Raw genomic sequence first — 25,821 nt, forward strand, 5'->3', positions numbered from 1 at the left:
TCTGCGCACCCATGTCGAACTTCATGTCGCCTCCCCCGGTACGGGCTCACGCGGCCAACGCCGCTCATGTCGCATACGGAATCATCTGTATCAACTCCCGGATCTGCAGGCCAAGCCAGGGTCCGCACCGTCACAAAGTCAGCAAACTTCCGTGACCAAAACTTGGCGAAGAACCGCCTTGCCCGGCGGTGAGGTCAGCGCGCCGGCTGAGCCGCCGACGCCTGGCGGCAGATCAGGAGGAGGGCCCGGTCGTCGTTGACGTCCCTGGCGACCGCCTCGATGAGGTGCCAGGCGGCGCCGTGGAAGCCTCCGGCGACATAGCGGTCGGCCTCGCCCGTGAGCCGGTCGATGCCCTCGACGATGTCACGGTCGGAGGTCTCCACCAGGCCGTCCGTGAAGAGCATCAGGACGTCGCCGGGCCGCAGGGAGCCCTTCACGGGGTCGAACTGGGCGCCGTCGTACACACCGAGCAGTGGCCCCTCGGCGGCCTTCTCCTCCCAGCGTCCGCTGCCCGCGCTGAGCTGCAGGCCGGGCGGATGGCCGGCGGAGTACAGCTCGTAGTCGCCGGAGTCGAGGTCCAGGACGAGATGGATGGAGGTGGCGAAGCCCTCGTCCCAGTCCTGGCGCAGCAGGTAGCCGTTCGCGGCGGGGAGGAAGGCGTGCGGGGGCAGGGAGCCGAGCAGGCCGCCGAAGGCGCCCGACAGGAGCAGTGCGCGCGAGCCTGCGTCCATTCCCTTGCCCGAGACGTCCGTCAGGACGACCTCCAGCGTGCGGCCGCTGCTCGTACGGGCCGCGACGACGAAGTCGCCCGAGAAGGACTGACCGCCGGCCGGCCGCAGTGCCATCTCGTGGTGCCAGCCCTGCGGCAGCTTCGGCAGCTTGCTCTGTACCCGGATCCGCTCGCGCAGGTCGAACAGCATGGTGCCGCCGCGCCGCCAGGGCACGCCGACCCGGCTGCGGAACTGGGCCGTGAGCAGGCCGAAGAAGCCACAGGCAGCAACGACGAGGACCACGCCGGGGGTCACGCGCGAGGGCCCTTCGGTGTACGGGCCGAGCCGTACCGACTCCACGATCAGTGCCGTGGCCCCTGCCGCGTAGAGGCCGAGCAGGCTCGCGGGGCGCAGCAGCAGGCCGCCCGCGATGATCGGCAGCACCAGGGTGGCCGGGGAGCACCACACCGAGTCGACCAGGGTCATGGCCATGAGGACCGGGATGGTGAGCAGCAGTCCGACGAAGGCGATCCAGTCGGAGCCGTCGCCGCGGAAGTAGTCCACGGCGCTTCTGCGCAGCCCGGTGCGGGCCCGGTGCCACAACATCTTCCACCGGGCCGTGAACGTCTCGGCCTTCGCGCGCCGCTCTCGTCCTGCTGCCATTAGTTCGGGACCCTATCCATCGGACCGGCTGCTTGGCACGGGAGGTCCCACTTGTCCCCCGTGCGAGGCTCCGCTGAGCGGTTCGTCCTCACAGTGAACGGCACCGGAGGCCAGCACGCCGCCCACCGGGAGAAATTCACTGGCTCGTCCCGCAATGCCCTGATAGCCATGGCGCATGGGGACTGAACACACGACTGAACCGACCGTGCTGGCGCCGGAGGACTTCGACCGATGGTGGGACGGTGTGGTGCGTGCGTTCGGGGGCGGGCCCGCCTCGTCCGAGGAGCGCGAACTGGACAGGTCTCTCACCGAGTTCGACCGTACGCTGGCCGTGCGGGACGGGGACGAGATCGTCGGGACGGCGGGCGCGTTCAGCTTCCGGATGACCGTGCCCGGCGGAGCCCTGGTGCCCACCGCGGGCGTGACCATGGTCAGCGTGGCCGCGACGCACCGGCGGCGCGGGGCGCTGACGTCGATGATGCGGCGGCTGCTGGACGACGCGCACGCCAAGGGTGAGCCGCTGGCCGCGCTGCACGCGTCCGAGCCCGCGATCTACGGCCGCTTCGGGTTCGGTGCGGCGACCTTCCAGCTCAACGCCGAGATCGACACCGCCCGGGTCACCCTGGCGCTGCCCGAGGGCACCGACTCGGTGTGCGTGCGCTACGCGTCGCCCGCCGACTCCCTGAAGGAGTGCGAGGCGGTGTACGCGGCCCTGGTGCCCGGCCGACCCGGCATGCTGGCCCGGCAGCCCGGCTGGGAGCGGCAGGGGCTGCTCGACCCGGAGAGCGACCGGGAGGGGGCGTCGGCGCTGCAGTGCGTGGTCGCGGAACGGGACGGGGAGGTCACCGGGTACGCCCGGTTCCGTACCAAGATGGGCTGGGGCCCGAGCGGGCACGACGGCACGGTGACGCTGGAGGACCTGGCCGCGCTGGATCCCGCGACCGAGGGGGCGCTGTGGCGTTTCCTGTTCGGCATCGACCTGATGTCGGCGCTGACGGTGCACGGGCGACCGGTCGACGAGGCCTGGCAGCACCTGGTCTCCGACATCCGCCGCTGCCGGCCGCGCTCGCGGGACGCCGGGTATGTGCGCCTCGTGGACGTGGGTGCGGCCCTGTCGGCGCGCGCCTGTCTGGCGCCGGTGGACGTCGTGTTGGAGGTGGCGGACGCCTTCTGCCCCTGGAACGAGGGGCGTTGGCGGCTGACCGGTGATGCGCGGGGCGCGACCTGCGAGCGGACCTCCCACCCGGCCGAAGTGTCGCTCTCCGTACGGGAGTTGGGGGCGGCGTACCTGGGTGGTACGACCCTGCTGTCGCTGGCGGCGGCCGGGCGGGTACGGGAACTGCGGCCCGGGGCGCTGGCGGAGGCGTCGGTGGCGTTCGGCTCACCGGTCGCGCCGTGGCTGTCGCACGGCTTCTAGTGCCCGGGCAGGCAACGCCTTCCCGTCGAGGAGCGGCGCCGGACGTCGCGACGGGGCGAACGTCGCCTGTTGGGGCACTGGCCCGCCGCCCTGCCGGTCAGCGCTGCTGGCAGGTGGGGCACCAGAAGAGGTTGCGGGCGGCGAGGCCGGCGGTGCGGATCTCGTCGCCGCAGATGTGGCAGGGCAAGGTGGCGCGTCGGTAGACGTACACCTCGCCGCCGTGGTCGTCCACGCGTGGCGGCCGCGCCATCGCCTCCGGGGTGTGTTCGGGGCGCACGGTGTCGATGCGGTTGTTCCGCACGCCCTCGTGCATCAGCGCGACGAGGTCGGACCAGATGGTGTCCCACTCGGCCGGGGTGACGTCCTTGCCCGCGCGGTAGGGGTCGATGCCGTGCCGGAAGAGGACCTCGGCGCGATAGACGTTGCCCACGCCCGCGACGATCTTCTGGTCCATCAGCAGCGCGGCGATCGTCGTGCGGCTGCGGGAGATCCTCCGGAACGCCGCGCTCGGGTCGGCGTCCTCGCGGAGCGGGTCGGGGCCGAGGCGGTCGTGTACGGCGCGCTTCTCCCCCTCTGTGATCAGCGCGCAGGTGGTGGGGCCGCGGAGGTCGACGTAGGCGGTGTCGGTCGCGAGCCGCAGGCGCACGGTGTCGGTAGGCGGGGGCGCGGGGGCGTCGCCGAAGCCGACCTTGCCGAAGAGGCCGAGGTGGATGTGGACCCAGTCGGTGTCCCGGAACCGGAGGAAGAGGTGCTTGCCGTGGGCTTCGGTGGCCGTCAGTTCCGCCCGGTCCAGAAGGGCGGCGGCGTCGGAGAACTTGCCCTGGGGGCTGGTGACACGAGGGGCTGCGCCCCGGAACCGCGCGGCATAGTCCTGGGCCAGCCGGTGAATGGTGTGCCCTTCCGGCAAGACAAGGTCTCCTTCTCCAACGTCTTTCCCGTCCGCCCACCCGCCTCCAGCCGACCGGGTCGGACGGGCGGGCGGGCAGACGGTGGCCTGGCCGGCGGAGCCTACTGCTGGGGATGGTGGCCCGGGATCGGAGGCAGGTCGCCCGTCGTTTCGTAGGCCGACAGCATGTCGATGCGGCGGATGTGGCGCTCGTCACCGGAGAACGGCGTGTTCAGGAAGGTCTCGACGAACTTCGTCGCCTCCTCCGCGCTGTGCATCCGCGCACCCACGGCCACGACGTTCGCGTTGTTGTGCTGCCGCCCGAGCGACGCGGTCTCCTCGCTCCAGGCCAGCGCCGCCCGCACGCCCTTCACCTTGTTCGCGGCGATCTGCTCACCGTTGCCGGAGCCACCGATCACGATGCCGAGGGCGTCGGGGTCCGCGGCCGTCCGCTCCGCGGCGCGCAGACAGAAGGGCGGGTAGTCGTCCTGGGCGTCGTAGATGTGCGGCCCGCAGTCGACGGGCTCGTGCCCCGCCGCCTTGAGCCATTCGACGAGGTGGTTCTTGAGTTCGTAGCCCGCATGGTCGGAGCCGAGGTACACGCGCATGCAATGAGTGTGACACGGCTGTTTCAGGGGAGCAGCCTCGGGTGGCAGGGCCCCGCCGGGCCCCTGGGGGCACCCGCACCGGCTCCGAAAGAAACCCAGCCAGACCTCGGGAAATGTGAGTCAGACCATAGAACCTCAAGGGAACCTCAAGTAACGATACGGATTCAGAGGTTCCCGAATCCGTTCGCCTCGGATTCACTGGACCGACTCGTACACCGCTCATACGAGCTGCCCTCCTCCTGGCGCAAAGGAAATCCGTCCATGACCCCTGGTTCGGGCCTCCAAGCAGGACTCAAGAACCGCCATCTGTCGATGATCGCGATCGGTGGTGTCATCGGAGCCGGCCTCTTCGTCGGTTCCAGTTCCGGTATCGCCACCGCGGGACCGGGCATCCTCCTGTCGTACGCACTCGTCGGCACCCTCGTCGTCCTCGTGATGCGGATGCTCGGCGAGATGTCCGCCGCCAACCCCGCCTCCGGCTCCTTCTCCGCGCACGCCGAGCGCGCGATCGGCCCCTGGGCCGGCTTCTCCATCGGCTGGCTGTACTGGTTCTTCTGGGTCGTCGTGCTGGCCGTCGAGGCCACCGCCGGCGCCGGGATCCTCCACGGCTGGGTCCCGGCCGTACCGCAGTGGGGCTGGGCGCTCATCGTGATGAGCGTGCTGACCGCGACCAACCTGGTCTCCGTGGGCTCCTACGGCGAGTTCGAGTTCTGGTTCGCCGGTATCAAGGTCGTGGCGATCGGCGCGTTCATCGTCATCGGTCTGCTGGCCGTGTTCGGCGTACTGCCGGGCGTGCACGCCGACAAGGCGAGCTTCGGGAATCTGACGAACCACGGCGGCTTCCTGCCGCACGGACCCGGCACCATTCTCACCGGCGTACTTCTCGTCGTCTTCTCCTTCATGGGCAGCGAGATCGCGACCCTGGCGGCCGGTGAGTCGGAGGACCCGCGGCGCGCGGTCACCAAGTCCACCAACAGCATCATCTGGCGGATCGGCGTCTTCTACCTGGGCTCGATCCTGGTCGTGGTCTCGCTGCTGCCGTGGAACGACCCCTCCATCAAGAAGGAGGGCTCCTACGTCGCCGCGCTGGACTCCCTCGGCATCGCACACGCCGGCCAGATCATGAACGTGATCGTGCTGACCTCGGTGCTGTCCTGTCTCAACTCCGGCCTGTACACGGCCTCCCGGATGGCGTTCTCGCTCGGCCAGCGCGGTGACGCCCCGAAGGCGTTCGCCCGCACCACCGCCCGCGGTGTGCCGATGGCGGCGATCCTGGCGTCGGTCGTCTTCGGCTTCGTGGCCGTCTTCTTCAACTACGCCTACCCGAAGACCGTCTTCCTCTTCCTGGTCAACTCCTCCGGCGCGGTGGCCCTGTTCGTGTGGCTGGTCATCTGCTTCTCGCAGCTGCGGATGCGGAAGATCATCCAGCGCGAGTCGCCGGAGAAGCTCGTCGTGAAGATGTGGCTGTACCCGTACCTGACCTGGATCACGGCGGCCTTCATCGTCTTCGTTCTCGGTTACATGCTGACCGACACGAAGGGCGAGAGCAGCGGTCGTACGACCGTGCTGCTGTCGGTGGGCGTGGCGGCGGTCGTGGTCGTGATCGCCCTGGTGAAGCAGAAGTTCGGGCCCGCCCGTGCGCAGAGCGCGCCCGTCGCCGACGCGGCCGAGAAGGTCACCACCGGCTGACGGCACTGGACACAGCGGCGGACAAGGCCGCATAACCTGACGGCATCCGTCAGGTTATGCGGCCATGCTGCGTCCCATGACCAACGCCGCCTGTGCCTTCCTTCGCCCCGGTGACCGGGGCTACGACGACGAACTCACCGGTTTCCAGCTCGGTTTCACCCAGCGGCCCGCCGTGATCGTGCCCGCCCGCTCGACCGCAGACGTCGTGGCCGCCGTACGGTACGCGGCCGCCGAGGGCCTGCCCGTGGGTGTGCACGCGACCGGGCACGGGCTGCCCGGCGGGTACGAGGGCGGGCTGCTCGTCACCACCCGGCGGCTGGACGGGATCACCGTCGACGCCGAGGCCCGTACCGTCCGGGTGCAGGCCGGGGTGCGCTGGGGGCAGGTGGTCGCGGCGGCCGAGCCGTACGGGCTGGCGCCGCTCAACGGGTCCGCGCCGAGCGTGGGCGCGGTGTCGTACACCCTGGGCGGCGGACTCGGCATCCTGGCGCGGGAGTTCGGGTACGCGGCCGACCATGTGCGCCGGCTGGAGGTCGTGACCGCCGACGGAGAACTGCGCCGGGTCACCCCCGACTCCGACCCCGAGCTGTACTGGGCGCTGCTCGGCGCCGGGCAGAACCTCGGTGTGGTCACCGAGCTGGAGATCGGGCTCGTACCGGTGCGCACGCTGTACGGCGGCTCGCTCGCCTTCGACGGGCGGACGGTGGACCCGGCGGCCCTGCTGCGCGCGTACGAGGCCTGGACGCGGACCGTGCCGGACGGGCTGACCTCGTCCTTCGCCGCCGTGCCGTATCCGGACCTGCTGGCGCTGCCGCCGCAGCTGCGCGGCCGGTACGTGGTCTCGATCCGGGTCGCCTGCACGGGCGACGACGGGGACGCGCTCGTCGCCCCTCTCCGGCGGCTGGGCCCGCTGCTGTCGGACTCGCTGCGCGAGATGCCGTACGCCGAGAGCCACACCATCCACAGCGACCCGGACTTCCCGCACGCCTACTACGGCGACAGCGCGGTGCTGCGGGACCTGGACGTCGAGGGGGCCGGGGAGTTGCTGCGGGCGACCGGGCCGGAGGCGGAGCAGATGTGTGTGGTCCAGATCAACCACCTGGGCGGGGCGCTCGCCCGGCCCGCGCCGAACGCGGTGCCGTACCGCGAAGGGCGGTTCCTGGTACGGCTGCTGACGGTCGGGGACCGGGAGGGGGCGCGAGCCGTCCTCGATCCGGCGTTCGCGCTGCTGGCCGACGATTTCCTGGGCCGGTCGCTCAACTTCGCCTTCGGGGCGGGCGACCGGGGCGCGGGCCTGTACGACCCCGATACGCGAAAGAGGCTCACCCGGGTCAAGGAGACATACGACCCGGGGAACCTCTTCCGCAGGAACTATGGCGTCTAGCGCTTGTTCGCGAACTTCCAGGCGGTGGGCAGCGCGCCCATCGCCAGGGCGGCCTTGAGGAGGTCACCGATCAGGAACGGGGTGAGGCCGGCCGCGACCGCCTGGGAGAGGGACATATGGGCGGCCAGGGCCAGGTAGGGCACGCCGACGGCGTAGATGACGGCCTCGCCGAGGACCATCGTGCCCGCCATGCGCACCGGGGAACGGTCGGCGCCGCGCCGGGCCAGGGCACCGACGGCGGCCGAGGCGAGCAGCATGCCGACGATGTAGCCGAAGGAGACCGAGCCCGCGCCGGAGGTGCCGTCCGCGAACCACGGCACACCGGCCACACCGGCGAGCGCGTACAGGGCGAGGGAGAGGAAACCGCGGCGGGCGCCGAGCGCGGTGCCGACGAGCAGCGCGGCGAAGGTCTGGCCGGTCACCGGCACCGGGGAGCCGGGCACCGGGACGGCCAGCTGTGCCGCGAGACCGGTGAGCACGGCGCCGCCGGCGACGAGGGCCGCGTCGCGGACGCGGGACGTGGGGAGCAGGTCGGCGAGGACTGCGCCGGGGCGAGCGGTGGCGGTGGCGGTGCTCATGGGGTCTCCGCGGGTGAGTGGGCAGGTGGGAACACGGTGACGCTATACCGCTCCGATGGCGTCGATCACCGTCACCGGTCGACAAAGGCTTGAGCCGCGCCTTGGTGGGCTCCGTACAAAGGGTGTGGGTTACACCGGGTACGACGTGATACCGGTCACTGAGGTGGAGTGGTTCTTGGTACGCGCGGGCCTGACACCGCGTCTGTAGGGTTCCACCAAGGGCCTGGTGGCCGTCTCGCCCGTCGGTCGCCGTCTGGGCAGCGCGGGGCCGTTTTGCTAGCTTCGAACGCATGGTTGCCCAGGCCCGGTACTTCACGTCGCGTCGCTATGTCGACCTGCGACGCCAGGGCGCGGCCACCTGTCACCGTCCCGGGTAGGGGCGCACTCCGGCGCGTCCCTGTCTTCCGCGACGTGTCGGCCCCGTTTCCGAGGACGGTCCTCCATGCCCCGTACCGCGGCATCCACCCTCGTCTCCCCCGTTCCCCGTGCCGCCGACAGCGACCGGCGGCGCACCAGCGCCAGCGCCGTGCTGCGTTCCGTGCTGGAGCACGGGCCGGTGGCGCGCAGCACCATCGCCCGGCTGACCGGGCTGTCGCCCGCGTCGGTGACCGAGCACTGTGCCCGGCTCGCCGGGCTCGGGCTGATCCGTGAGGAGGCGGCGCCCCGCCGTTCGGGCGGGGTGGGCCGGCCACATGTGCCGGTCGACCTGGACAGCGAGCGTTTCGTGGTCGGCGGGGTGCATGTGGCCGTGCCGTACACCACGGTCGCGCTGCTCGATCTGCGCGGCCGGGTGGTGGCCGAGCGGCGGCTGCGGCACGAGCGGACCGATCCGGGCCGGGTGCTCGCCCGGGCCGCCGAGGGCCTCGCGGCGCTGCTCGCGCTGGATCCGGGCCGCCGGCCGCTCGGGGTCGGGGTCGCGGTCGGCGGCTGGGTGGACCGGGAGGCGGGCACCGTCGTCGAGCACGAGCTGCTGGGCTGGCGGGAGGTGCCGGTGCGGGAGTTGCTCGGCGCCCGCACCGGGCTGCCGGTCCTGGTGGACGGGCACGCGCGGGCGCTGGTCAACGGGGAGCGGCTGTTCGGGCGGGCCCGCGGCAGCCGCAGCGTGCTGCATCTGTTCGTCGGCAACGTGGTCGACGCGGCGTTCGCCACCAACGACGAGGTGCACCACGGCCCCCGTTCGCAGGCCGGCGCGATCGCCCACGTTCCGGTGCCGGGCGGCACCGAGCCGTGCGGCTGCGGGCGAACCGGCTGCCTCCAGGCGGAGCTGAGCGAGCGGACGCTGTGCCGGCGGGCCCGCGCGGCCGGGGTGACCGACGGGGCGAACCCGATGCATGTGCTCGCCGCGGCGCAGGCCGGGGACCGGGTGGCGGTGCGGCTGCTGGTGGAGCGGGCACGGATGGCCGGACGGGCGGCGGGGCTGCTGCTGGACGTGCTCAATCCGGAGACGGTGGTCGTCACCGAGGTGGGTGCCATCCACCGGGAGGACTGCCTGGCCGCGCTGCGGGAAGCGGCCGGAAAACGCCGGTCCGCGGCCGTGCTGCCGACGAGTTTCCCGGATTCCGTGCTGGCGGTGGCGGGCGGATCGGTGCTGCTGGACGCGTTGTTCCGGGACCCGTTGAGTGCGTCACCTGAGGCTATTTAATTCAGAAACTCGGAATATTGACAGGGGTTGCTCATGGCCGGGAACATCCTGGTCATGAGCCTTCTCACGAGCTGTCGCACCCTCTGTTGCTGACACATTGCCGCGCATGAAGCGCGTGTTGCACTGCGTGAGTCCTTCTGCTCCGGCTTCGCCTTCCCGGAATTCCTCCTGCTTTTCTCTCCTTTTCCGCCCGGGAGTCCCCGCATGCACCGTCGTGTCTTTCTCACCTCCCTGCTGGGCGCGTCCGCCGCCGTGGCGGGCCTGGCCGGCTGCGCGCACGGCAGTGCCGCGGCCGACACCAAGGGCGCCGCCACCGAGCCGCTCGCCGACAAGGTTCCGGCGGGCACCAGCCTGAAGATCGCCTCCTACCAGGGTGTGCAGCAGCTGCAGTTCAGGCTGGCGAAGCTGCCCCCGCTGCCGTTCGCGGTGTCGAGCTGGGTGAACATCGGAGCCGGCCCCGACGTCATCAACGCCTTTCGCGCCCAGTCCCTGGACCTCGCCGACAACGCGGGCATTCCGCCGATCCAGGCGCACTACCAGGGCTTCGCCGCGAGAATCGTGGCGATCGGCATCACCCGCAGGCCCAACTACGTCTTCGCCACCAGGCCGGGCAGCGACATCCGCACGGTCGAGGACTTCAAGGGCAGGAAGCTCGCCTTCTCCCAGGGCCAGGCACAGGGTGTCGTCCTGCTGCGGGCGCTGAAGAAGGCGGACCTGAGGTACGACGAGGTGAAGCTGGTCCCGCTGACCAGCAACCAGTTCCTCACCGCCCTGCAGTCGGGGCAGGTCGACATCGCCCCGCTCGCCAACAGCCAGGTACCCGCCTACCTCAAGCAGTACGAGGGCAAGGGCGCCCGCACCGTCGCCACCGACGTCGTCGACCTGCTCAACCTGCTGTGGGCACCGCAGCCCGTGCTGAACGACCCGGCGAAGGCCGCAGCGATCGCCGCCTACATCCCACAGTGGGCCCGGGGCCAGGTGTGGACGTACGAGCACCCGGACGTGTGGAACGAGGAGTTCTACGTCAAGACGCAGAACCTGACCCCCCAGCAGGCCCGGGACATCACCAGGCTGGCCAACAAGCCCCTGTTCCCGCCCAGTTGGGGCGAGGCGGTCAGGTGGGAGCAGGAGACCGCCGATCTGCTCGCCGAGGGCGGCTTCGTGAAGAAGTTCGACGTCTCCTCGCTCTTCGACCACCGCTTCGAGTCCATCGCCGCCGGAGCCGTACCGGCTCAGTACCGGAGGTGAGCGCCGTGGCCACCACGACGACGACGGCGGTGACGGTGACGGCCGGCGGGGAACTCCCCGCGGTCCGCCCGCGCCGCCGCCTCTCCCCCGGCCGCCGCCTGCCCGCCGCCCGGCTGGCCGGCCCGCTGCTGGTCCTCGCCCTGTGGGCCGCCGCCTCGGCCGCCGGACAACTCGACCCGGGTGCCGTCCCCGCACCCTGGACGGTGCTGAGGACGGGCGCCCGGCTGTGGGGCGACGGCACGCTGCCCACCGATGTGCTGACCTCGCTGAAGCGGGCCGGATACGGCTTCGCGATCGGCCTGACCGCCGGGGTCGCCCTCGCGCTGGCCTCCGGGCTCAGCCGGACCGGGGAGGCGCTGATCGACGGGACCGTGCAGCTCAACCGGGCGATCCCGACCCTGGGTCTGATCCCGCTGTTCATCCTCTGGCTGGGCATCGGCGAGACCTTCAAGGTCGCCGTCATCGCGATCGTCGTCTACGTCCCGATCTATCTGAACACCCACGCCGCGCTGTCCGGCATCGACAGCAGGTACGTCGAACTCGCCGAGGTGCAGGGCCTGTCGAGGTCCGCCTTCGTCCGGGCAGTCGTGATCCCCGGTGCGCTGCCCGGATTCTTCGTGGGTCTGCGGCTCGGTGTCACCGGGTCCTGGCTGGGCCTGGTGGTCCTGGAGCAGATCAACGCCACCAGCGGCCTCGGCTATCTGATGTTCCAGGCGCAGAACTACGGCCAGTCCGACGTCATCCTGGTCGGCCTGCTGGTCTACGGCGTCTTCGGCCTGGTCTCCGACAGCGTGGTCCGGCTGATCGAACGGAGGGTGCTGTCGTGGCGCCGCACACTGAGCAGCTGACCCGGCCCGCGGTGCGGCTCCGCGGCCTGACCCGGTCGTTCGGGGACCGTACGGTCCTCGACGGCATCGACCTCGACCTGCCCGCAGGCCAGTTCACGGCCCTGCTCGGGCACAGCGGCTCGGGCAAGTCGACCCTGCTGAGGGCCGTCGCCGGGCTCGATCACGGGGTGGCCGGGAGCGGCCGGCTCACCGCGCCCGAGCGGGTGTCGGTGGTGTTCCAGGACTCCCGGCTGCTGCCCTGGCGCCGGGTGCTGGACAACGTCCTGCTGGGCCTGGACGGCAGGGATGCCGGGGAACGCGGCCGGGCCGCCCTCGAAGAGGTCGGTCTGCGGGGCCGTGAACGGGCCTGGCCGGGCGAGCTGTCCGGCGGTGAGGCGCAGCGGGCGGCGCTCGCCCGCTCCCTGGTCCGCGAGCCGGAACTCCTGCTGGCCGACGAGCCGTTCGGGGCGCTCGACGCGCTCACCCGGATCCGGATGCACCACCTGCTGCGCGAGCTGTGGGAGCGCCACCGGCCCTGCGTGCTGCTCGTCACCCACGACGTGGACGAGGCGATCGTGCTCGCCGACCGGGTCCTCGTCCTGGACCAGGGCCGTATCGGCCTCGACCTGACCATCGACCGGCCCCACCCGCGCTCCTACCGCGAGCCGGTGCTGGGCGAGTACCGCGAGCGACTGCTGGCCGCGCTGGGCGTCACGGAGGACCACCAGTGACACCGAGGAGGCTCCCCCGACACCGTGGGCGCCGAAGCCGCCCGGAACTCCGGCCTGAACGCCGATCCCACGTACCCCGACCTCGCGAGCGGCTGACCGTGCGGCAGTTGATCGGGCGGATCGGCGGTGGACGCGGGCAGCTCGCCTTCGCCGGGACGCCCGAGCAGGTCGCCGACCGAGACCTGGTTCACGCGGGGCGGAGCCGACGGCTTCAACATCATGCCGGCCGTGCTGCCCTCCGGTCTGGAGGCGTTCGTCGAGCACGTCGTACCGATCCTGCGCGCCCACGGTCCGCTTCGCACCGCAATACGGCCCCCCGCCAGAGCCTGCGGGAGCGCTACGGCCTTCCCCGTCCCGCCGACCAGTACCTCTGCTCCGCCCCCGCCCTCGTCTGAAAGGAACCCTCATGTCCCTCGACATCACCAAGGTCACCGCGCGCATCGGCGCCCGGGTCTCCGGCGTCGACATCACCCGGCCGCTCGCCCCCGAGGAGGTGGCCGGAATCCGCGAGGCGCTCAACGTCCACAAGGCGCTGGTCTTCGAGGCCGGAGAACTCGACGACGCGGGTCAGCAGGCCTTCGCCCGTCACTTCGGCGACCTGACCACCGCCCACCCGACGGTCGGCGCCGTGGAGGGCGCCCCGAACGTGCTGCCCGTGGACAGCGAGCGCGGCCGCGCCAACCACTGGCACACCGACGTCACCTTCGTCCTCAACCCGCCGCAGGCCAGCACCCTGCGTTCGATCACCGTCCCGCCGTACGGCGGCGAGACCCTGATCGCCAACGCGGCGGCCGCCTACCGCGACCTGCCCGAGCCGCTGCGCCGACTGGCCGACACGCTGTGGGCGGAGCACACCAACGACTACGACTACGCGGTGCCGAACGAGGAGATCGACGAGGAGAGGGCCGCCCAGCGTGCCGAGTTCACCTCCATCACGTACCGCACCGCCCACCCGGTGGTCCGGGTGCACCCGCTCACCGGCGAACGCGGGCTGTTCATCGGCGGGTTCGCGCAGCGGATCGCAGGCCTGTCGGCGAACGAGTCCCGCAAGGTCCTCGATCTGCTCCAGGAATACGTCACCCGCCCGGAGAACATCCTGCGCTGGCGCTGGTCGCCGAACCAGTTGGTCCTCTTCGACAACCGCATCACCCAGCACTACGCCATCGACAACTACGACGGACAGCCGCGCCGCCTGCACCGGGTGACCGTCGCCGGTGACGTGCCGGTCGGCATCGAGGGCAAGGAGAGCTACTCGATCGAGGGCGACGCCTCGCACTACACACCGGTACTCCAGACCGCGTAACGGCCCGTTCACCCTGCGTACGCCAGGTGTCCGGATACTGGGCAGCCCGTTCGTCCGAGCGGACGGGCCGCCCAGACTGGCGGGGTTTTTGCCCGCCCATTGCACGGGGAGAGCCGCGCCCATGCCCAGCAGCAGCACGACCACCGAGACGCCGCCACAGCAACACGACGGCCTCTCCCACGGCCTGAAGCGGCGCCATCTGTCGATGATCGCCCTCGGCGGGGTGATCGGCGCGGGTCTGTTCGTCGGCTCCGGTGCGGGCATCGCCGCGGCCGGCCCCTCCATCGTGATCGCCTACGCGCTCTCCGGCCTGCTGGTGATGCTGGTGATGCGGATGCTCGGTGAGATGTCCGCCGCCTACCCCTCCTCGGGTTCGTTCTCGGCGCACGCCGAGCGGGCGATCGGCCCCTGGGCGGGCTTCGCGGCCGGCTGGTCCTTCTGGATCCTGCTGTGCACGGCCGTCGGCCTGGAGGGCATCGGCGCCGCGCACATCGTCTCCGGCTGGCTGCCCGGCACCCCCGAGTGGGCCTGGGTGGCGCTGTTCATGGTCGTGTTCTGCGGGGCGAACCTGGCCGCCGTGAAGAACTTCGGCGAGTTCGAGTTCTGGTTCGCGGCGCTGAAGGTCGGCGCGATCAGCCTGTTCCTGATCCTCGGCGTGCTGGCGATCGCGGGCGTACTGCCCGGCACGGACGCCCCCGGCACCGCCAATCTGAGCCACTTCCTCCCGCACGGCGGCAACGGCCTGATCATCGGCCTGCTCGCGTCCGTCTTCGCCTACGGCGGTCTGGAGACCGTCACCATCGCGGCGGCCGAGTCGGAGGACCCGGTCCGGGGCGTGGCGTCCGCCGTCCGTACGGCGATGTGGAGGATCGCGCTGTTCTACATCGGCTCCATGGCGGTCGTGGTCACCCTGGTCCCGTGGGACTCCGAGGACGTGGTGGCGAAGGGCCCGTACGTCGCCACGCTCGACCACCTCGGCATCCCGGGCGCGGGCCAGCTGATGAACGTAGTCGTCCTGGTCGCCCTGCTCTCCGCGATGAACGCCAACATCTACGGCTCCTCGCGCATCGCCTACTCGCTGGTCGAGCGCGGCCAGGGCCCCAAGGTACTGGCGAAGCTGTCCGGCGGCGTCCCGCGCATAGCGGTGCTCACCTCCTGTGTGCTGGGCTTCGTCTGTGTGCTGCTCAGCTACTGGCGGCCGGACGACGTCTTCAAGTGGCTGCTGAACATGATCGGTGCGGTCATCCTGGTCGTCTGGATCTTCATCGCGGTCTCCCAGCTGCTGCTGCGCCGCCGCATCGAGCGCGAGACCCCCGAGAAGCTGGTCGTCCGCATGTGGGCGTTCCCGTTCCTCACCTGGGTCGCCCTGGCGGGCATGGTCACGATCTTCGTCCTGATGGCACGGGAGGCGGACACCCGCGTCCAGCTGTACTCGACGGGCGGGATGACGCTGGCGCTGGCGGCGGTGGGGTACGCCTGGCAGCGGGCGCGGGCGGCCAAGTCTGATCAGGGAGCGCCCGGTTCGGTCCGGTAACGGGCAAGTGTCGCGCTGTAGTGGTTGACGATCGGGTGCTCGGGGCCGAGCACCCGGTCGCTGTCCTCCACCACACGGCTCACGAGTGCGATCGCCTCGGCGTGGCGGCCCAGCCCGTGCACGATCTCGGCCAGCAGGCCCCGCGCGGCGAACGTGAAACGGTTGTCCGGCCCGACGATGCGCATCCGGTCGTCCAGCACCCGGCGAGCCACGGGCTCCGCCTCGGCGAACCGCCCGAACTGCCACAGCGCGTAGGCCTGCATGTGGCGCGCCATGACCAGTGTGAGATGGTCCGCCGGCAGGGCCCGCTCGCACGCCGGGATCAGCAGCGCCAGCTCGGCGTCGCACTCCCGCTCCCTGCCGAGCTGCGACAGGACCTCGGGCAGGGACGTCCAGGTGTACAGCGTCTCGGGAGAGTCCTCGCCGAGCACCCGGCGCATGCCCTCGATCGCGCGCCGGAGCCAGTGTTCGGCCTCCTCGTCCCGGTCCAGCAGATCGAGCGGCCGGTGCAGGCCGGCGCAGCTGCGCAGGGTGTCCGGATCGTCGGGCCCGAGCAGGGCTTCCCGGCGTGCCAGCACCTGCCGGTGCACGGTCTCCGATTCCTCGTACCGGCCCACGCGGAACAGCGCCCTGCCCACCACGTCCCGCGCGTCCAGCGCCACCGGATGGTCCTCGCCCAGCAGTGCCCGGGTCCGGTCGGCGACGGCGCGGGAGAGCGCCATGGCCGCGCCGTAGTCCGCCGTCTCGTACACCTGCCGCACCAGCCGCACGCCGAGGGCCGCCGATCGCTCGCCCGGTGCCGTCTCCAGCAGGCGTGAGCCGTGCGGCGCCAGCAGCGCCAGCCGCCTGCGGCTCTCCGGCGACACGTCCCCTCGCTCGGGCAGTGCCGTCTCCAGCAACCCGCCCGCCACCTCTGCGAGGCACTCCCGCTGCGCGTCCGAAATCCCCGCCGCCACGCTGTCCAGCAGCACCCCGTGTGCCTGGACGCAGCGCACGCCCTCCGCCTCGACCAGCTCGGCCAGCGAGTGATCGAGCAGCCCGCGCAGCGCGGCCTCCAACCGCTCCGGGGGCAGCGCCAGCTGGAGCCCGGTGGCCGCGATCTCCCCTCGGGCCAGCGGCGCCAGCAGACTCAGCGGCACCGGACCGGCGGCCAGGAACGACAGCAGCCGCAGCACGGTCGTCGCCTCCGACAGCCCCTGTCCGGCCAGCGCGTCCAGGGACAACTGCCAGGTGCGGCTGACCAGATGACGCGACTGTCCGCCGCCGTAGCCCATGGCACCGCGGTCGACGATCACTGTCGACTCCTCGTCCAGCTTGCGCTCGTACTCGTCCATGGACCATGACTCCAGCAGGGGGCGGGCGAGATGGGAGCCCGCCAGGGTGAGGGCGAGCGGCAGGCCGTCCAGGCGGGCGGCCACCTTCCGCGCGGACCGCAGGTCCCCCGCTCCGGGCGCCAGGTCGCACAGCACCTGGGCCGCGTCGTCCAGCGGCAGCACGCCGAGCGCGTGGAGGCGGGTGCCGGGTGTGTGCCACAGCGGGGACGTGGCATGCCGGGTGGTGACCAGGACCGTGCCCTGCCCGCCGGCGCGCAGCCACGCCCCTTCCTCCAGTACGGCGGGGTCGTCGGCGTTGTCGAGGACCAGCAGCCATGGCTCGGCGGACCGGCCGAGATAGTGCCAGGCCACATCGGCCGCCGCCCGCTGCCCCGCCGCGGCGGCCGCCAGTTCACCGCTCGACGCACCCCGGTCACCGGCCACCGCCAGCATCCCGGCCCGCAGGGACATCCGTTCGGAGGCGTTCACCCAGAAGCCGACGCGGCCGTGTTCGCGTACGGCATCGGTGAACAGCCAGTACGCCAGCGCGGTCTTGCCGCAGCCGCCCATGCCGTGCACGACGTGGACCTCGCCGCCGGGACCGGCGACGGCCGCGCTCAGCAGTGCGCGCAGTTCCCTCCGGTCGCGCAGGATCCCGGGCGGGCGGCCGACGAGCGGAATGCGCACGGAGTCCGGGGCGGCCGGCCCGGACCCGCCGGCCGAGGGCCCGCCCTCGCGGCCGAAGAGCGGACCACCGGCTCCGGCGCCGTAGTGATGGTGATGCTCCTGGATGTACTGGTCACCACTGGTCTGGAAGATCCGCCCCTGCCCGGACGCCCGGGCTCCGAGCTCGCTCATCGCTCGGTGATGTGCTGGTCGCGTCCGGCCTGGTAGACCCGGCCACTGCCGGAGACCTCGGCATGCAGCCGGATGTCGACCGAGGACCGCTGGTCCGGCAGTTGCGGGGTCAACTCCGCGAGGATCCGGCGCAGTTCCTCGGCGACCTCGGGGCGGGCGGCCAGCAGACGGCGGACCCTGGCCTGCCACTCGGCGGTCAGTTCGGCCTCGGTGTCGGTGTCGCCCGACTGCTGGGCGAGCAGCAAGTCCTCGCGGGCGGCGTCCAGTTCACCGGCGACGGCCTCGGCACGGTCCGGCTGGAAGCGCCGCCAGAGGGAGACCAGGCCCTCACGGGCCGCCTCCCAGGCCTGTCCGGCCATCAGCGTCACCATGGTCGTCCCCGCTGTTCTGGCGAGTTCGGCGATCTCAGGCCCCATGGCCGCCCCCTCTTCTCCGACCTTCGATAGTAGTGCGGCCGCCATCGCCCCGGCACGCCCGTTCACCGCTCCGGTCACCCGATCCGCCACTGCCGTTTCCGCGCGCCCCGATGCTCACCCCCGTCATATTGTTGCTAGTTTGTAGTTGCAAGTGACTTGCAATAAGGTTCCGGAGGGGATCACCCATGCCCGTCTACACGTTGCCCGACCTGCCCTACGACTACTCGGCGCTGGCCCCCGTGATCAGCCCGGAGATCATCGAGCTGCACCACGACAAGCACCACGCGGCCTATGTGAAGGGCGCCAACGACACGTTGGAGCAGCTGGCGGAGGCGCGGGACACGGAGAGCTGGGGCTCGGTCAACGGCCTGGAGAAGAACCTCGCGTTCCACCTCTCCGGGCACATCCTGCACAGCATCTACTGGCAGAACATGACCGGCCCGAAGGACGGCGGCGGTGAGCCGCTCGCCGCTGACGGCCTGGGCGAGCTGGCGGAGGCGATCAGGGAGTCCTTCGGTTCCTTCGCCGCCTTCAGGGCCCAGCTCTCCAAGGCCGCGGCCACCACCCAGGGTTCGGGCTGGGGCGTGCTGGCGTACGAGCCGCTGAGCGGCCGGCTGGTCGTGGAGCAGGTCTACGACCACCAGGGCAACGTCGGTCAGGGCGCCACCCCGATCCTGGTCTTCGACGCCTGGGAGCACGCCTTCTATCTGCAGTACCGCAACCAGAAGGTGGACTTCGTCGAGGCCATGTGGCAGGTCGTCGACTGGCAGGACGTGGCCCGCCGTTACACGGCCGCCAGGTCCCGCGCCGACGTACTGCTGCTGGCTCCCTGAGCCACCGGGTCGTCCTGCCTCGTGATCGTCTTCTCACCCTTCACGACGGCAGGCGGAAAACGGGGGACCCCCGCGAGGACGTGACTCGCGGGGGTCCTCCCATGCCGGGTGCCAAGACCTACAGGTTGCTGAAGTCCGGGCCCTTGGTGCGGGTGCGCTTGAGCTCGTAGAAGCCCGGGACCGAGGCGACGGCGACCGCGCCGTCCCACAGGCGGGCCGCCTCCTCGCCCTTCGGGGCGGGGGTGACGACCGGGCCGAAGAAGGCGATCTGCTCCCCGTCGGGGCCGGGCAGCGCGATGACCGGAGTGCCGACGTCCTGGCCGACCTTGTCGATGCCCTCCTTGTGGGAGGCGCGCAGCTCGGTGTCGTAGGTGTCCTTGTCGCCGTACTCGATCAGGTCGGCGGGCAGGCCCGCGTCGGCGAGGGCGGCGGCGATGCTGTCGCGGTTCACCCCGAGGCCCTCGTTGTGGAAGCGGGTGCCGAGCGCGGTGTAGAGCCTGCCGACCACCTCGTCGCCGTGCAGCTGCTGGGCCGCGATCACCACCCGGACCGGCCACCAGGTCTTGCCACCGGGCCGCATGTTCTCGGCGTACTCCTCCGGCAGCTCGTCCAGCCGGTCCTCGTTGAGCACCGACAGGCTCATCACATGCCAGCGGACCTCGATGTCCCGGACCTTCTCCACCTCCAGCACCCAGCGGGAGGTCATCCAGGCCCAGGGGCACACCGGGTCGAACCAGAAGTCGACGGGGGTCTTCTCCGACATGTCTCTCCTCAAGGGGAACGCTTTCCCGTATTCCCGTGAGAACGTCCCGGTCCGCCCGGCCATTCCCTGCTGCCCCCTGTCAGGGGCACATGGCAGGATCGGTCCTGTTCAGCCGTCATCCACAGCCGTCCTTGCACGCGACTACGAGGGAGTGCGCCCGTGCCCGGTGAGAATCTGTCCCGCGACGAGGCCCGGGAGCGGGCCGCCCTGCTGTCCGTCGACGGGTACGACGTGTCCCTGGACCTCAGGTCCGCCGTCGTCGGCGACGGGGACTCCAAGGGCGGGGCGCCGCGCACGTTCCGCTCGGTGACCACGATCCGCTTCCGCTGCAACGAACCGGGGGCGTCCAGCTTCGCCGACCTGATCGCCCCGGGCGTCACCTCCGTGTCGCTCAACGGCCGGGACCTGGACCCGGGCCAGGTCTTCGACGGCGCGCGGATCGCGCTGGAGGACCTGGCCGCGGAGAACGAGCTGGTGGTGGACGCGCAGTGCGCCTACTCGCGCACCGGCGAGGGCCTGCACCGCTTCGTCGACCCCGAGGACGGCGAGGTCTATCTCTACACGCAGTACGAGCCGGCCGACTCCCGGCGCGTCTTCGCGAACTTCGAGCAGCCGGACCTCAAGGCGCCCTACCGCTTCGAGGTGCGCGCGCCCGAGGGCTGGACGGTGTGGAGCAACGGCGTGGGCGAACAGGCCGACGGTGTATGGAAGTTCGCGGAGACCAAGCCGATCTCGACGTACATCACCTGCGTGGTGGCAGGCCCGTACCACTACGTGACCGACTCCTACACGCGCACCTTCGAGGACGGGACCAAGCTGGAGATCCCGCTCGGCGCGCTGTGCCGCAAGGGGCTCGCCCCGCACTTCGACGCCGACGACGTCTTCCTGATCACCAAGCAGGGCCTGGACTTCTTCCACGACCACTTCGACCACCCGTACCCGTTCGGGAAGTACGACCAGGCGTTCGTGCCGGAGTACAACCTGGGCGCGATGGAGAACCCGGGCCTGGTGACCTTCCGCGAGGAGTACATCTTCCGCGGCAAGGTGACGCAGGCGTCGTACGAGGCGCGGGCCAACGTCATCCTGCACGAGATGGCGCACATGTGGTTCGGCGACCTGGTCACCATGGAGTGGTGGGACGACCTGTGGCTGAAGGAGTCCTTCGCGGACTTCATGGGCACGTTCGGAGCCGTCGGCGCGACCCGCTTCACCGACGCCTGGATCACCTTCGCCAACCGCCGCAAGGCCTGGGCGTACCGCGCGGACCAGCTGCCCTCCACCCATCCGGTCACGGCGGACATCCATGACCTGGAGGACGCCAAGCTGAACTTCGACGGCATCACGTACGCCAAGGGTGCCTCGGTGCTCAAGCAGCTGGTGGCCTACGTCGGCCAGGACGCGTTCCTGGAGGGCGCCCGCCGCTACTTCAAGCGGCACGCGTACGGCAACACGCGCCTCGGCGACCTGCTGTCGGTGCTCGGCGAGACCAGCGGCCGGGACATGTCCGCGTGGGCGCGTGCTTGGCTGCAGACGGCCGGGGTCAACTCGCTGACGCCGCAGGTGCTGCTGGACCCGGCGGGCCGGGTGGCCGAGCTGGCGGTGGTGCAGGAGGCTCCGGAGTCGCATCCCGAGGAGCGCCCGCACCGGGTCGCGGTGGGCCTGTACCGCCGTACGCCCGAGGGTGCGCTGGAGCGGTACGCGCGCGTGGAGACGGACGTCGAGGGTCCGCGTACGGTCGTGGCGGAGCTGGCCGGAGCCGAGGCCCCGGAGCTGGTGCTGGTCAACGACGACGACCTGACGTACTGCAAGATCCGCTTCGACGAGACCTCGCTGGCCACCCTGCGCGAGCGCCTGGGCGCGCTGACCGACCCGCTGGCCCGTGCCCTGTGCTGGTCGGCGCTGTGGAATCTGACCCGGGACGCGCTGCTGCCGGCGCGGGACTTCGTCGGTCTGGTGCTGCGGTTCGCGGGCCGCGAGTCCGACATCGGTGTGCTGCAGATGCTGCACGCGTGGGCGAACTCGGCGCTGGAGTACTACGCCGCCCCGCAGTGGCGGGAGACCGGCGCCGAGCTGCTGGCGGAGGGTGCGCTGCGGGAGCTGCGGGCGGCCGAGCCGGGCAGCGAACACCAGCTGGCCTGGGCGCGGTTCTTCGCGACCGCCGCCTTCGCCGAGCCGGACCTGAAGCTGCTGACGGACCTGCTGGACGGCACGTCGGGGATCGACGGCCTGGAGGTGGACCAGGAGTTGCGCTGGGCGTTCCTGGAGCCGCTGGCGGCGCACGGCGCGGCCGACGAGTCCGTGCTGGCGGCGGAGCTGGCCCGTGACGACACGGCATCCGGCAAGCGGCACCAGGTCCGCTGCCTCGCGTCCCGTCCGTCGGCGGCGGTCAAGGCGCAGGCGTGGGCGCAGGTGGTGGAGTCCGAGGCGCTGTCGAACGCGCTGGTGGAGGCGACGATCGCGGGCTTCGGACAGCCGTCGCAGCGGGAGCTGACCGCGCCGTACGCGCAGAAGTACTTCGCGGCGATCGAGCGGGTGTGGCGGGAGCGGTCGATCCAGATCGGCATGGATGTCGTACGGGGCCTGTTCCCGGCGCTGCAGGACCGCCCGGAGACGCTTCAGGCGACGGACGCGTGGCTGGCGGCGCACCGGGACGCGGCGCCGGCGCTGCGCCGGCTGGTGCTGGAGGCACGGGACGATCTGGCGCGGGCGCTGCGCGCACAGGCGTGCGACGCGGCGGCGATCGCCGGCTGACACCGCCCGGCACCGGCCGACCTTTGGCCTGAGCTTGGGCCGCCGGTGACCGTTACGGAATTCGTTCCATCAGAACCGTAACCCCTGGTCCGCACCCGATCGGACCAGGGGTTTCCCGTCCCTACTCGGTACCCGAACACCTGACCTTTAGTCCCACCTTGTCCGCATTCATCGACGGCCGTGTAACAGCGGTTAAGGGCGGGTCCGGACGCGGGAATCCCGACGCCATGACCCACAACACCCCGCTCTCCCCCCGCCCCCTCCGCCACCTCTCCGACGTCCACCGCCGTGTCCTGACGGTGAGTCAACTCCGTTCCCACAGTGTGACGTCGGCCGAGCTGGGCGAGCAGTGCCGCCCCGGCGGCCCCTGGCAGCTGCTGCTGCCGAACGTGGTCCTGCTGCACCCCGGCCCGCCGACCAGCGAGGAGCGACTGCACGGGGCCCTGCTGTACGCGGCCCGCGAGTCGACGCCGGGCGTCCCGGCCCAGCCGACGGCGGAGGAACCGCACCGCCCGGTCTACGCGGAGGCGATGATCACGGGCCTGGCCGCCCTCACCCTCCACGGCTTCTCGGCCACCCCGCCGCTGCTGTCCCTGGACCACGTCGACGTCCTGATCCCGCGTCAGCGCCGGGTGCGCTCCGCGGGGTACGTCCGCGTCCTGCGCACCCCCGCCCTGCCCAGGCCCAAGGCGGTGGCGGGCCTGCCGGTGGCGCCGGTGCCACGAGCCCTGGCGGACGCGGTGGCGGAGCTGACGGACGCGCAGGCGGTACGGCGGCTGCTGACCGAGGCGGTGCGCGGCGGCCACTGCGAACCGGCCGCCGTCGTCCGAGAGTTGACCCTTGCCAAGCTGCTGAACCGGCCCCATGTGGTGGACGCGGTGGACGCGCTCCTGGCTGAGGGCCGCTCGATCGCCGAGGACCGGCTGTACCGGATGGTGAGCGAGCACGGGCTGCCCGACCCGGTCTGGAACGTCGACCTGCGGCTGCCCGGCGGCCCGCACCTCGGCGGCGTGGACGCGTACTGGCCCGACCAGGCGGTGGCGGTGGAGCTCGACACCCGGGCGCCCCGGCAGGACGAAGACGCGCTGTGGTCGGAGTACGCCCGCAAGCGCGAGCACCTGGAACGGCTGGGGATCACGGTCGTGTACATCACCCCGAAGAAGCTCAGGGACGCGCGCGAGCAGCAGGCCACGGTGGTCCGTACGGCCCTGATGGCGTCCGTCGACCGCGACCCGGCCGCCTATGTCGTGGTGCTCCCCCGGTAGTGACGGACCGGGAGGCATCAGGAGGGCCGTACAGAGCCCTCAGGAGGGGAGAGGAGGGGCCGCCGGACCGATTCCGGTGGCCCCTCCTCACGTATCGGCGCCTGCCGAAAGTTCACCCGGACGGGCGAGTCCGGCGGGCGGTGGGTGATCGGGGCACAGTAGATGGGACGTATGCGACATTCTCGGACGGTGGCGTGTTCGTCCGCTCTGCTGCTCGCCGCGGCCTGCGTCTTCGCCGCCCCCGCTACGGCCCAAGGGGTTCCTCGGGCGGCGGCCGCGGGCTATGTGGCCCTCGGTGACTCCTACTCCGCCGGTGTCGGCGCCGGTGACTACCTCCCCGGCCGCAAGAGCTGCAAGCGCAGCAGCCGGGCGTTCCCCGTGCTGTGGGCCGAGGCGCACGGGGCGACGGCCTTCGCCTTCCCCGCGTGCAACGGCGCCGGGGCCGACGACGTCCTGGCCGGCCAGCTCGGCCCGCTCGGTCCCGGTACCCGGCTGGTCACGCTCACCGTCGGCGGCAGTGACGCGGGCTTCGCCGCCGTCATGACCAGCTGCGACCTGGGCGGCACCAGCCGCTGCCTGTCCGCCGTCGCCCGCGCCCTCTCAGCCATGGACGGGCCGCTCGTGCGCAACCTGGACCGGCTCTACTCGGCCATCAGGGACCGGGCGCCCGCCGCCCACGTCGTGGTGCTCGGCTATCCGCACCTGTACCACCTCAAGGGCGGCTGCGAGGTCGGCCTGCAGGACCGGGCGCGGGCCGCCGTCAACGCCGGTGTGGATCACCTCGACGCGATGATCGCCCGGCGCGCCGCCGATCACGGGTTCACCTTCGTCGACGTCAGGGCCGACTTCGCCGGCCACGAGATCTGCTCGCGGAGCCCCTGGATGCGCGGTGTCGACGTGCTGGCCCCCACCGAGTCGTACCACCCGACAGCGCCGGGGCAGGCGCGCGGCTACCTCCCGGCCCTCGACCGGGTCTCCTGAACCGGGTCGGCGCGCGCTACGGCAACCACGGCGGGGCCCGCCGGGGCCGGTCCGGCGGATCAGGCCGCAGGGCATCCGCGGCACCGGCGTGCCGGCCCCCGCGCCTGCGGCAGGTTCCGCCGGACAGGTCCTACAGCGGCTCCGGGAGCGACGGCGCGCGGACGGCCTCCGCGTGCAGACGGTCGAGCAGCGCCGCGTAGGCCGCGATCATCCGGGTGCGGCTGAAACGCTCGCGGGCGGCCTCCAGGGCCGGGGCGAGATCCGGGCGGCCCGCGACCGCGGCCGTCCAGGACAGGGCGATCGCGCCCGGGTCCGGCGGGGTGACGAAGCCGAGCCCGGTGACGATGGCCGCGCTGTCGCCGACGTCGGTCGTCACCGGGACCGCGCCGCACATCATGCCCTCGATCAGGCACAGCGGAGCCGCCTCCCCGGAGACCGAGGTCAGAGCGACGACGTCGGCGGCGGCGTACACGGCCGGCATGTCGTGCCGTACGCCGAGCAGATGCACCCGGTCGGCGAGGCCCGGCGCGTCCGCGAAGGCTTCGGCGAGGTCGGCACGCAGCCCGGAGTTGCCCGGGGTCATCCCGGCCCCGCACATCACCACGTGCCCGCCGCCCTCGCGGGCGAGCCAGGCGCGGGCCGCGCGCAGCAGCAGGGGGACGTTCTTCATCGGGGCGTACCGGGCCGCGAAGACGACCACGGGCGCCCGGTCGGCGATCCCGAGCGAGGCGCGGAGGGCGAGCCGCACCGCCGGGTCGGGGCGGAACCGGAGCAGGTCGACGCCGTTGGGGATGACGTGCAGCAGCCGGGCCGGGATGCCGGCGGCCTCGTAGGCGGCCCGCGTGGACTCGGCGCAGCACACGCACGCGGCCACGGTGCCGTCGGCGATGGCGGCCTTCAGCTCGTCCAGCGCGGGGCCCTGGTTCTCCGGGTCGGAGCGGTGCAGAGCGACCACGACCGGCCGACGGGGCAGGCCGGCCTGGTTCAGCAGGGCCAGCGGCTGCTCCTTCAGGGAGAGGATCACATCCGCCGCGGCCATCGCCCGCGCGGTTTCGGCCAGCTCGGGCCCGCTGAAAACGTTCGCCGCGAGCGCCCCGTCCACCAGGCCCGCGCTGCGGCCGAGCGAGGTGACGCCGATGCCGCCGGCGGTCAGCTCCCGGTAGCAGTGGTCGTCCTGCATGCGCTGCCGGGTGGCCTCGCGCAGGACCTCGCCATGGATGCTGAGGACGTGGTGGGACTGGCCGCCCTCGGCCAGTCCCCGTACGACGTCGGTGTGCACGATCCGGGCTCCTCCGGAGAAGAAACCCTCATAGACCGAGAGCACACGCAGCTCGTGTGTCGCGCGCACACGACCACCCGCCTTGCATAAATGATCGAGAAGATCGAGCCATCCCCGTGAACAGCGGGTTAGCCGATATGAG

Annotated in this window: 21 protein-coding genes and 1 pseudogene; 14 read left to right on the forward strand and 8 right to left on the reverse strand. The window is 71.7% G+C overall.

The window, feature by feature from the left end; all coding sequences use genetic code 11:
• Positions 1-194: 194 nt before the first annotated feature.
• On the reverse strand, positions 195-1,373 hold the full coding sequence (locus AV521_RS30220) for a PP2C family protein-serine/threonine phosphatase (RefSeq protein ID WP_076092747.1): 1,179 nt from the start codon (positions 1,371-1,373) through the stop codon (positions 195-197).
• A 175-nt stretch (positions 1,374-1,548) separates the two neighbouring features.
• On the opposite strand from AV521_RS30220, the gene AV521_RS30230 reads away from it, so the two are divergent.
• Positions 1,549-2,790: a GNAT family N-acetyltransferase gene (locus AV521_RS30230; protein WP_076092749.1), complete on the forward strand. Its 1,242-nt coding sequence runs from the start codon at positions 1,549-1,551 to the stop codon at positions 2,788-2,790.
• A gap of 97 nt (positions 2,791-2,887) precedes the next feature.
• Here AV521_RS30230 and AV521_RS30235 read toward each other — a convergent pair whose 3' ends face one another.
• Both AV521_RS30235 and AV521_RS30240 read right to left on the reverse strand, forming a co-directional pair.
• Complete coding sequence (locus tag AV521_RS30235; protein ID WP_076092751.1) at positions 2,888-3,697, reverse strand: Fpg/Nei family DNA glycosylase; 810 nt, start codon at positions 3,695-3,697, stop codon at positions 2,888-2,890.
• Positions 3,698-3,798: 101 nt separating this feature from the next.
• Complete coding sequence (locus AV521_RS30240) at positions 3,799-4,284, reverse strand: ribose-5-phosphate isomerase (protein WP_076092753.1); 486 nt, start codon at positions 4,282-4,284, stop codon at positions 3,799-3,801.
• 261 nt (positions 4,285-4,545) lie between these two features.
• On the opposite strand from AV521_RS30240, the gene AV521_RS30245 reads away from it, so the two are divergent.
• Positions 4,546-5,973, forward strand: a complete 1,428-nt coding sequence (locus AV521_RS30245) for an amino acid permease (protein ID WP_076092755.1) — start codon at positions 4,546-4,548, stop codon at positions 5,971-5,973.
• Positions 5,974-6,049: 76 nt separating this feature from the next.
• Positions 6,050-7,357: an FAD-binding oxidoreductase gene (locus tag AV521_RS30250; protein ID WP_079249479.1), complete on the forward strand. Its 1,308-nt coding sequence runs from the start codon at positions 6,050-6,052 to the stop codon at positions 7,355-7,357.
• On the opposite strand, the gene AV521_RS30255 is transcribed toward AV521_RS30250, so the two are convergent.
• Positions 7,354-7,935: a biotin transporter BioY gene (locus AV521_RS30255; protein ID WP_076092757.1), complete on the reverse strand. Its 582-nt coding sequence runs from the start codon at positions 7,933-7,935 to the stop codon at positions 7,354-7,356. The two genes, AV521_RS30250 and AV521_RS30255, sit on opposite strands and share 4 nt — an antisense overlap.
• A 442-nt stretch (positions 7,936-8,377) precedes the next feature.
• On the opposite strand from AV521_RS30255, the gene AV521_RS30260 reads away from it, so the two are divergent.
• The 7 genes and pseudogenes from AV521_RS30260 (at position 8,378) to AV521_RS30290 (ending at position 15,220) form a co-directional block, all read left to right on the forward strand.
• Positions 8,378-9,577: an ROK family transcriptional regulator gene (locus AV521_RS30260; RefSeq protein WP_076092759.1), complete on the forward strand. Its 1,200-nt coding sequence runs from the start codon at positions 8,378-8,380 to the stop codon at positions 9,575-9,577.
• Between the two features lie 204 nt (positions 9,578-9,781).
• Positions 9,782-10,825, forward strand: coding sequence for an ABC transporter substrate-binding protein (locus AV521_RS30265; protein WP_076092761.1), 1,044 nt, complete (start codon positions 9,782-9,784; stop codon positions 10,823-10,825).
• Positions 10,826-10,830: 5 nt separating this feature from the next.
• Complete coding sequence (locus AV521_RS30270) at positions 10,831-11,673, forward strand: ABC transporter permease (protein ID WP_076092978.1); 843 nt, start codon at positions 10,831-10,833, stop codon at positions 11,671-11,673.
• A complete protein-coding gene (locus AV521_RS30275; RefSeq protein WP_076092763.1) occupies positions 11,649-12,383 on the forward strand; it encodes an ABC transporter ATP-binding protein in 735 nt (244 codons plus the stop codon). The genes AV521_RS30270 and AV521_RS30275 overlap by 25 nt, the downstream gene beginning before the upstream one ends.
• An 83-nt stretch (positions 12,384-12,466) precedes the next feature.
• Positions 12,467-12,778: pseudogene (locus AV521_RS51210) on the forward strand (LLM class flavin-dependent oxidoreductase); the annotation flags it as partial.
• A gap of 11 nt (positions 12,779-12,789) precedes the next feature.
• Positions 12,790-13,686 (forward strand): TauD/TfdA family dioxygenase, encoded by an 897-nt coding sequence (locus tag AV521_RS30285; protein WP_076092765.1) that lies wholly within the window; start codon positions 12,790-12,792, stop codon positions 13,684-13,686.
• Positions 13,687-13,807: 121 nt separating this feature from the next.
• Positions 13,808-15,220 carry an amino acid permease gene (locus AV521_RS30290; RefSeq protein ID WP_076092767.1) on the forward strand — a complete coding sequence of 471 codons (1,413 nt, stop codon included), beginning with the start codon at positions 13,808-13,810 and terminating at the stop codon, positions 15,218-15,220.
• Here AV521_RS30290 and AV521_RS30295 read toward each other — a convergent pair.
• A complete protein-coding gene (locus AV521_RS30295) occupies positions 15,193-17,391 on the reverse strand; it encodes a tetratricopeptide repeat protein (RefSeq protein ID WP_076092769.1) in 2,199 nt (732 codons plus the stop codon). The two genes, AV521_RS30290 and AV521_RS30295, sit on opposite strands and share 28 nt — an antisense overlap.
• Complete coding sequence (locus AV521_RS51215; protein WP_076092771.1) at positions 17,388-17,807, reverse strand: hypothetical protein; 420 nt, start codon at positions 17,805-17,807, stop codon at positions 17,388-17,390. The genes AV521_RS30295 and AV521_RS51215 overlap by 4 nt, the downstream gene beginning before the upstream one ends.
• 185 nt (positions 17,808-17,992) lie before the next feature.
• Between AV521_RS51215 and AV521_RS30305 the strand changes: the two genes are divergently transcribed.
• A complete protein-coding gene (locus AV521_RS30305) occupies positions 17,993-18,640 on the forward strand; it encodes a superoxide dismutase (RefSeq protein ID WP_076092773.1) in 648 nt (215 codons plus the stop codon).
• 118 nt (positions 18,641-18,758) lie between these two features.
• Here AV521_RS30305 and AV521_RS30310 read toward each other — a convergent pair whose 3' ends face one another.
• Positions 18,759-19,403, reverse strand: coding sequence for a DsbA family protein (locus AV521_RS30310; protein WP_076092775.1), 645 nt, complete (start codon positions 19,401-19,403; stop codon positions 18,759-18,761).
• Between the two features lie 159 nt (positions 19,404-19,562).
• On the opposite strand from AV521_RS30310, the gene pepN reads away from it, so the two are divergent.
• The 3 genes from pepN (at position 19,563) to AV521_RS30325 (ending at position 24,400) form a co-directional block, all read left to right on the forward strand.
• A complete protein-coding gene (gene pepN / locus AV521_RS30315; protein ID WP_076092777.1) occupies positions 19,563-22,154 on the forward strand; it encodes an aminopeptidase N in 2,592 nt (863 codons plus the stop codon).
• A gap of 227 nt (positions 22,155-22,381) precedes the next feature.
• Complete coding sequence (locus AV521_RS30320) at positions 22,382-23,419, forward strand: hypothetical protein (protein WP_076092779.1); 1,038 nt, start codon at positions 22,382-22,384, stop codon at positions 23,417-23,419.
• Between the two features lie 171 nt (positions 23,420-23,590).
• Positions 23,591-24,400, forward strand: coding sequence for an SGNH/GDSL hydrolase family protein (locus tag AV521_RS30325; protein WP_076092781.1), 810 nt, complete (start codon positions 23,591-23,593; stop codon positions 24,398-24,400).
• A gap of 130 nt (positions 24,401-24,530) precedes the next feature.
• On the opposite strand, the gene AV521_RS30330 is transcribed toward AV521_RS30325, so the two are convergent.
• Entirely contained in the window at positions 24,531-25,724 is a 1,194-nt protein-coding gene (locus AV521_RS30330; protein WP_076092980.1) for a glycosyltransferase, read from the reverse strand.
• Between the last annotated feature and the right edge of the window lie 97 nt (positions 25,725-25,821).

It is taken from the genome of Streptomyces sp. IMTB 2501 (genome assembly GCF_001953885.1).
Lineage (GTDB): Bacteria > Actinomycetota > Actinomycetes > Streptomycetales > Streptomycetaceae > Streptomyces.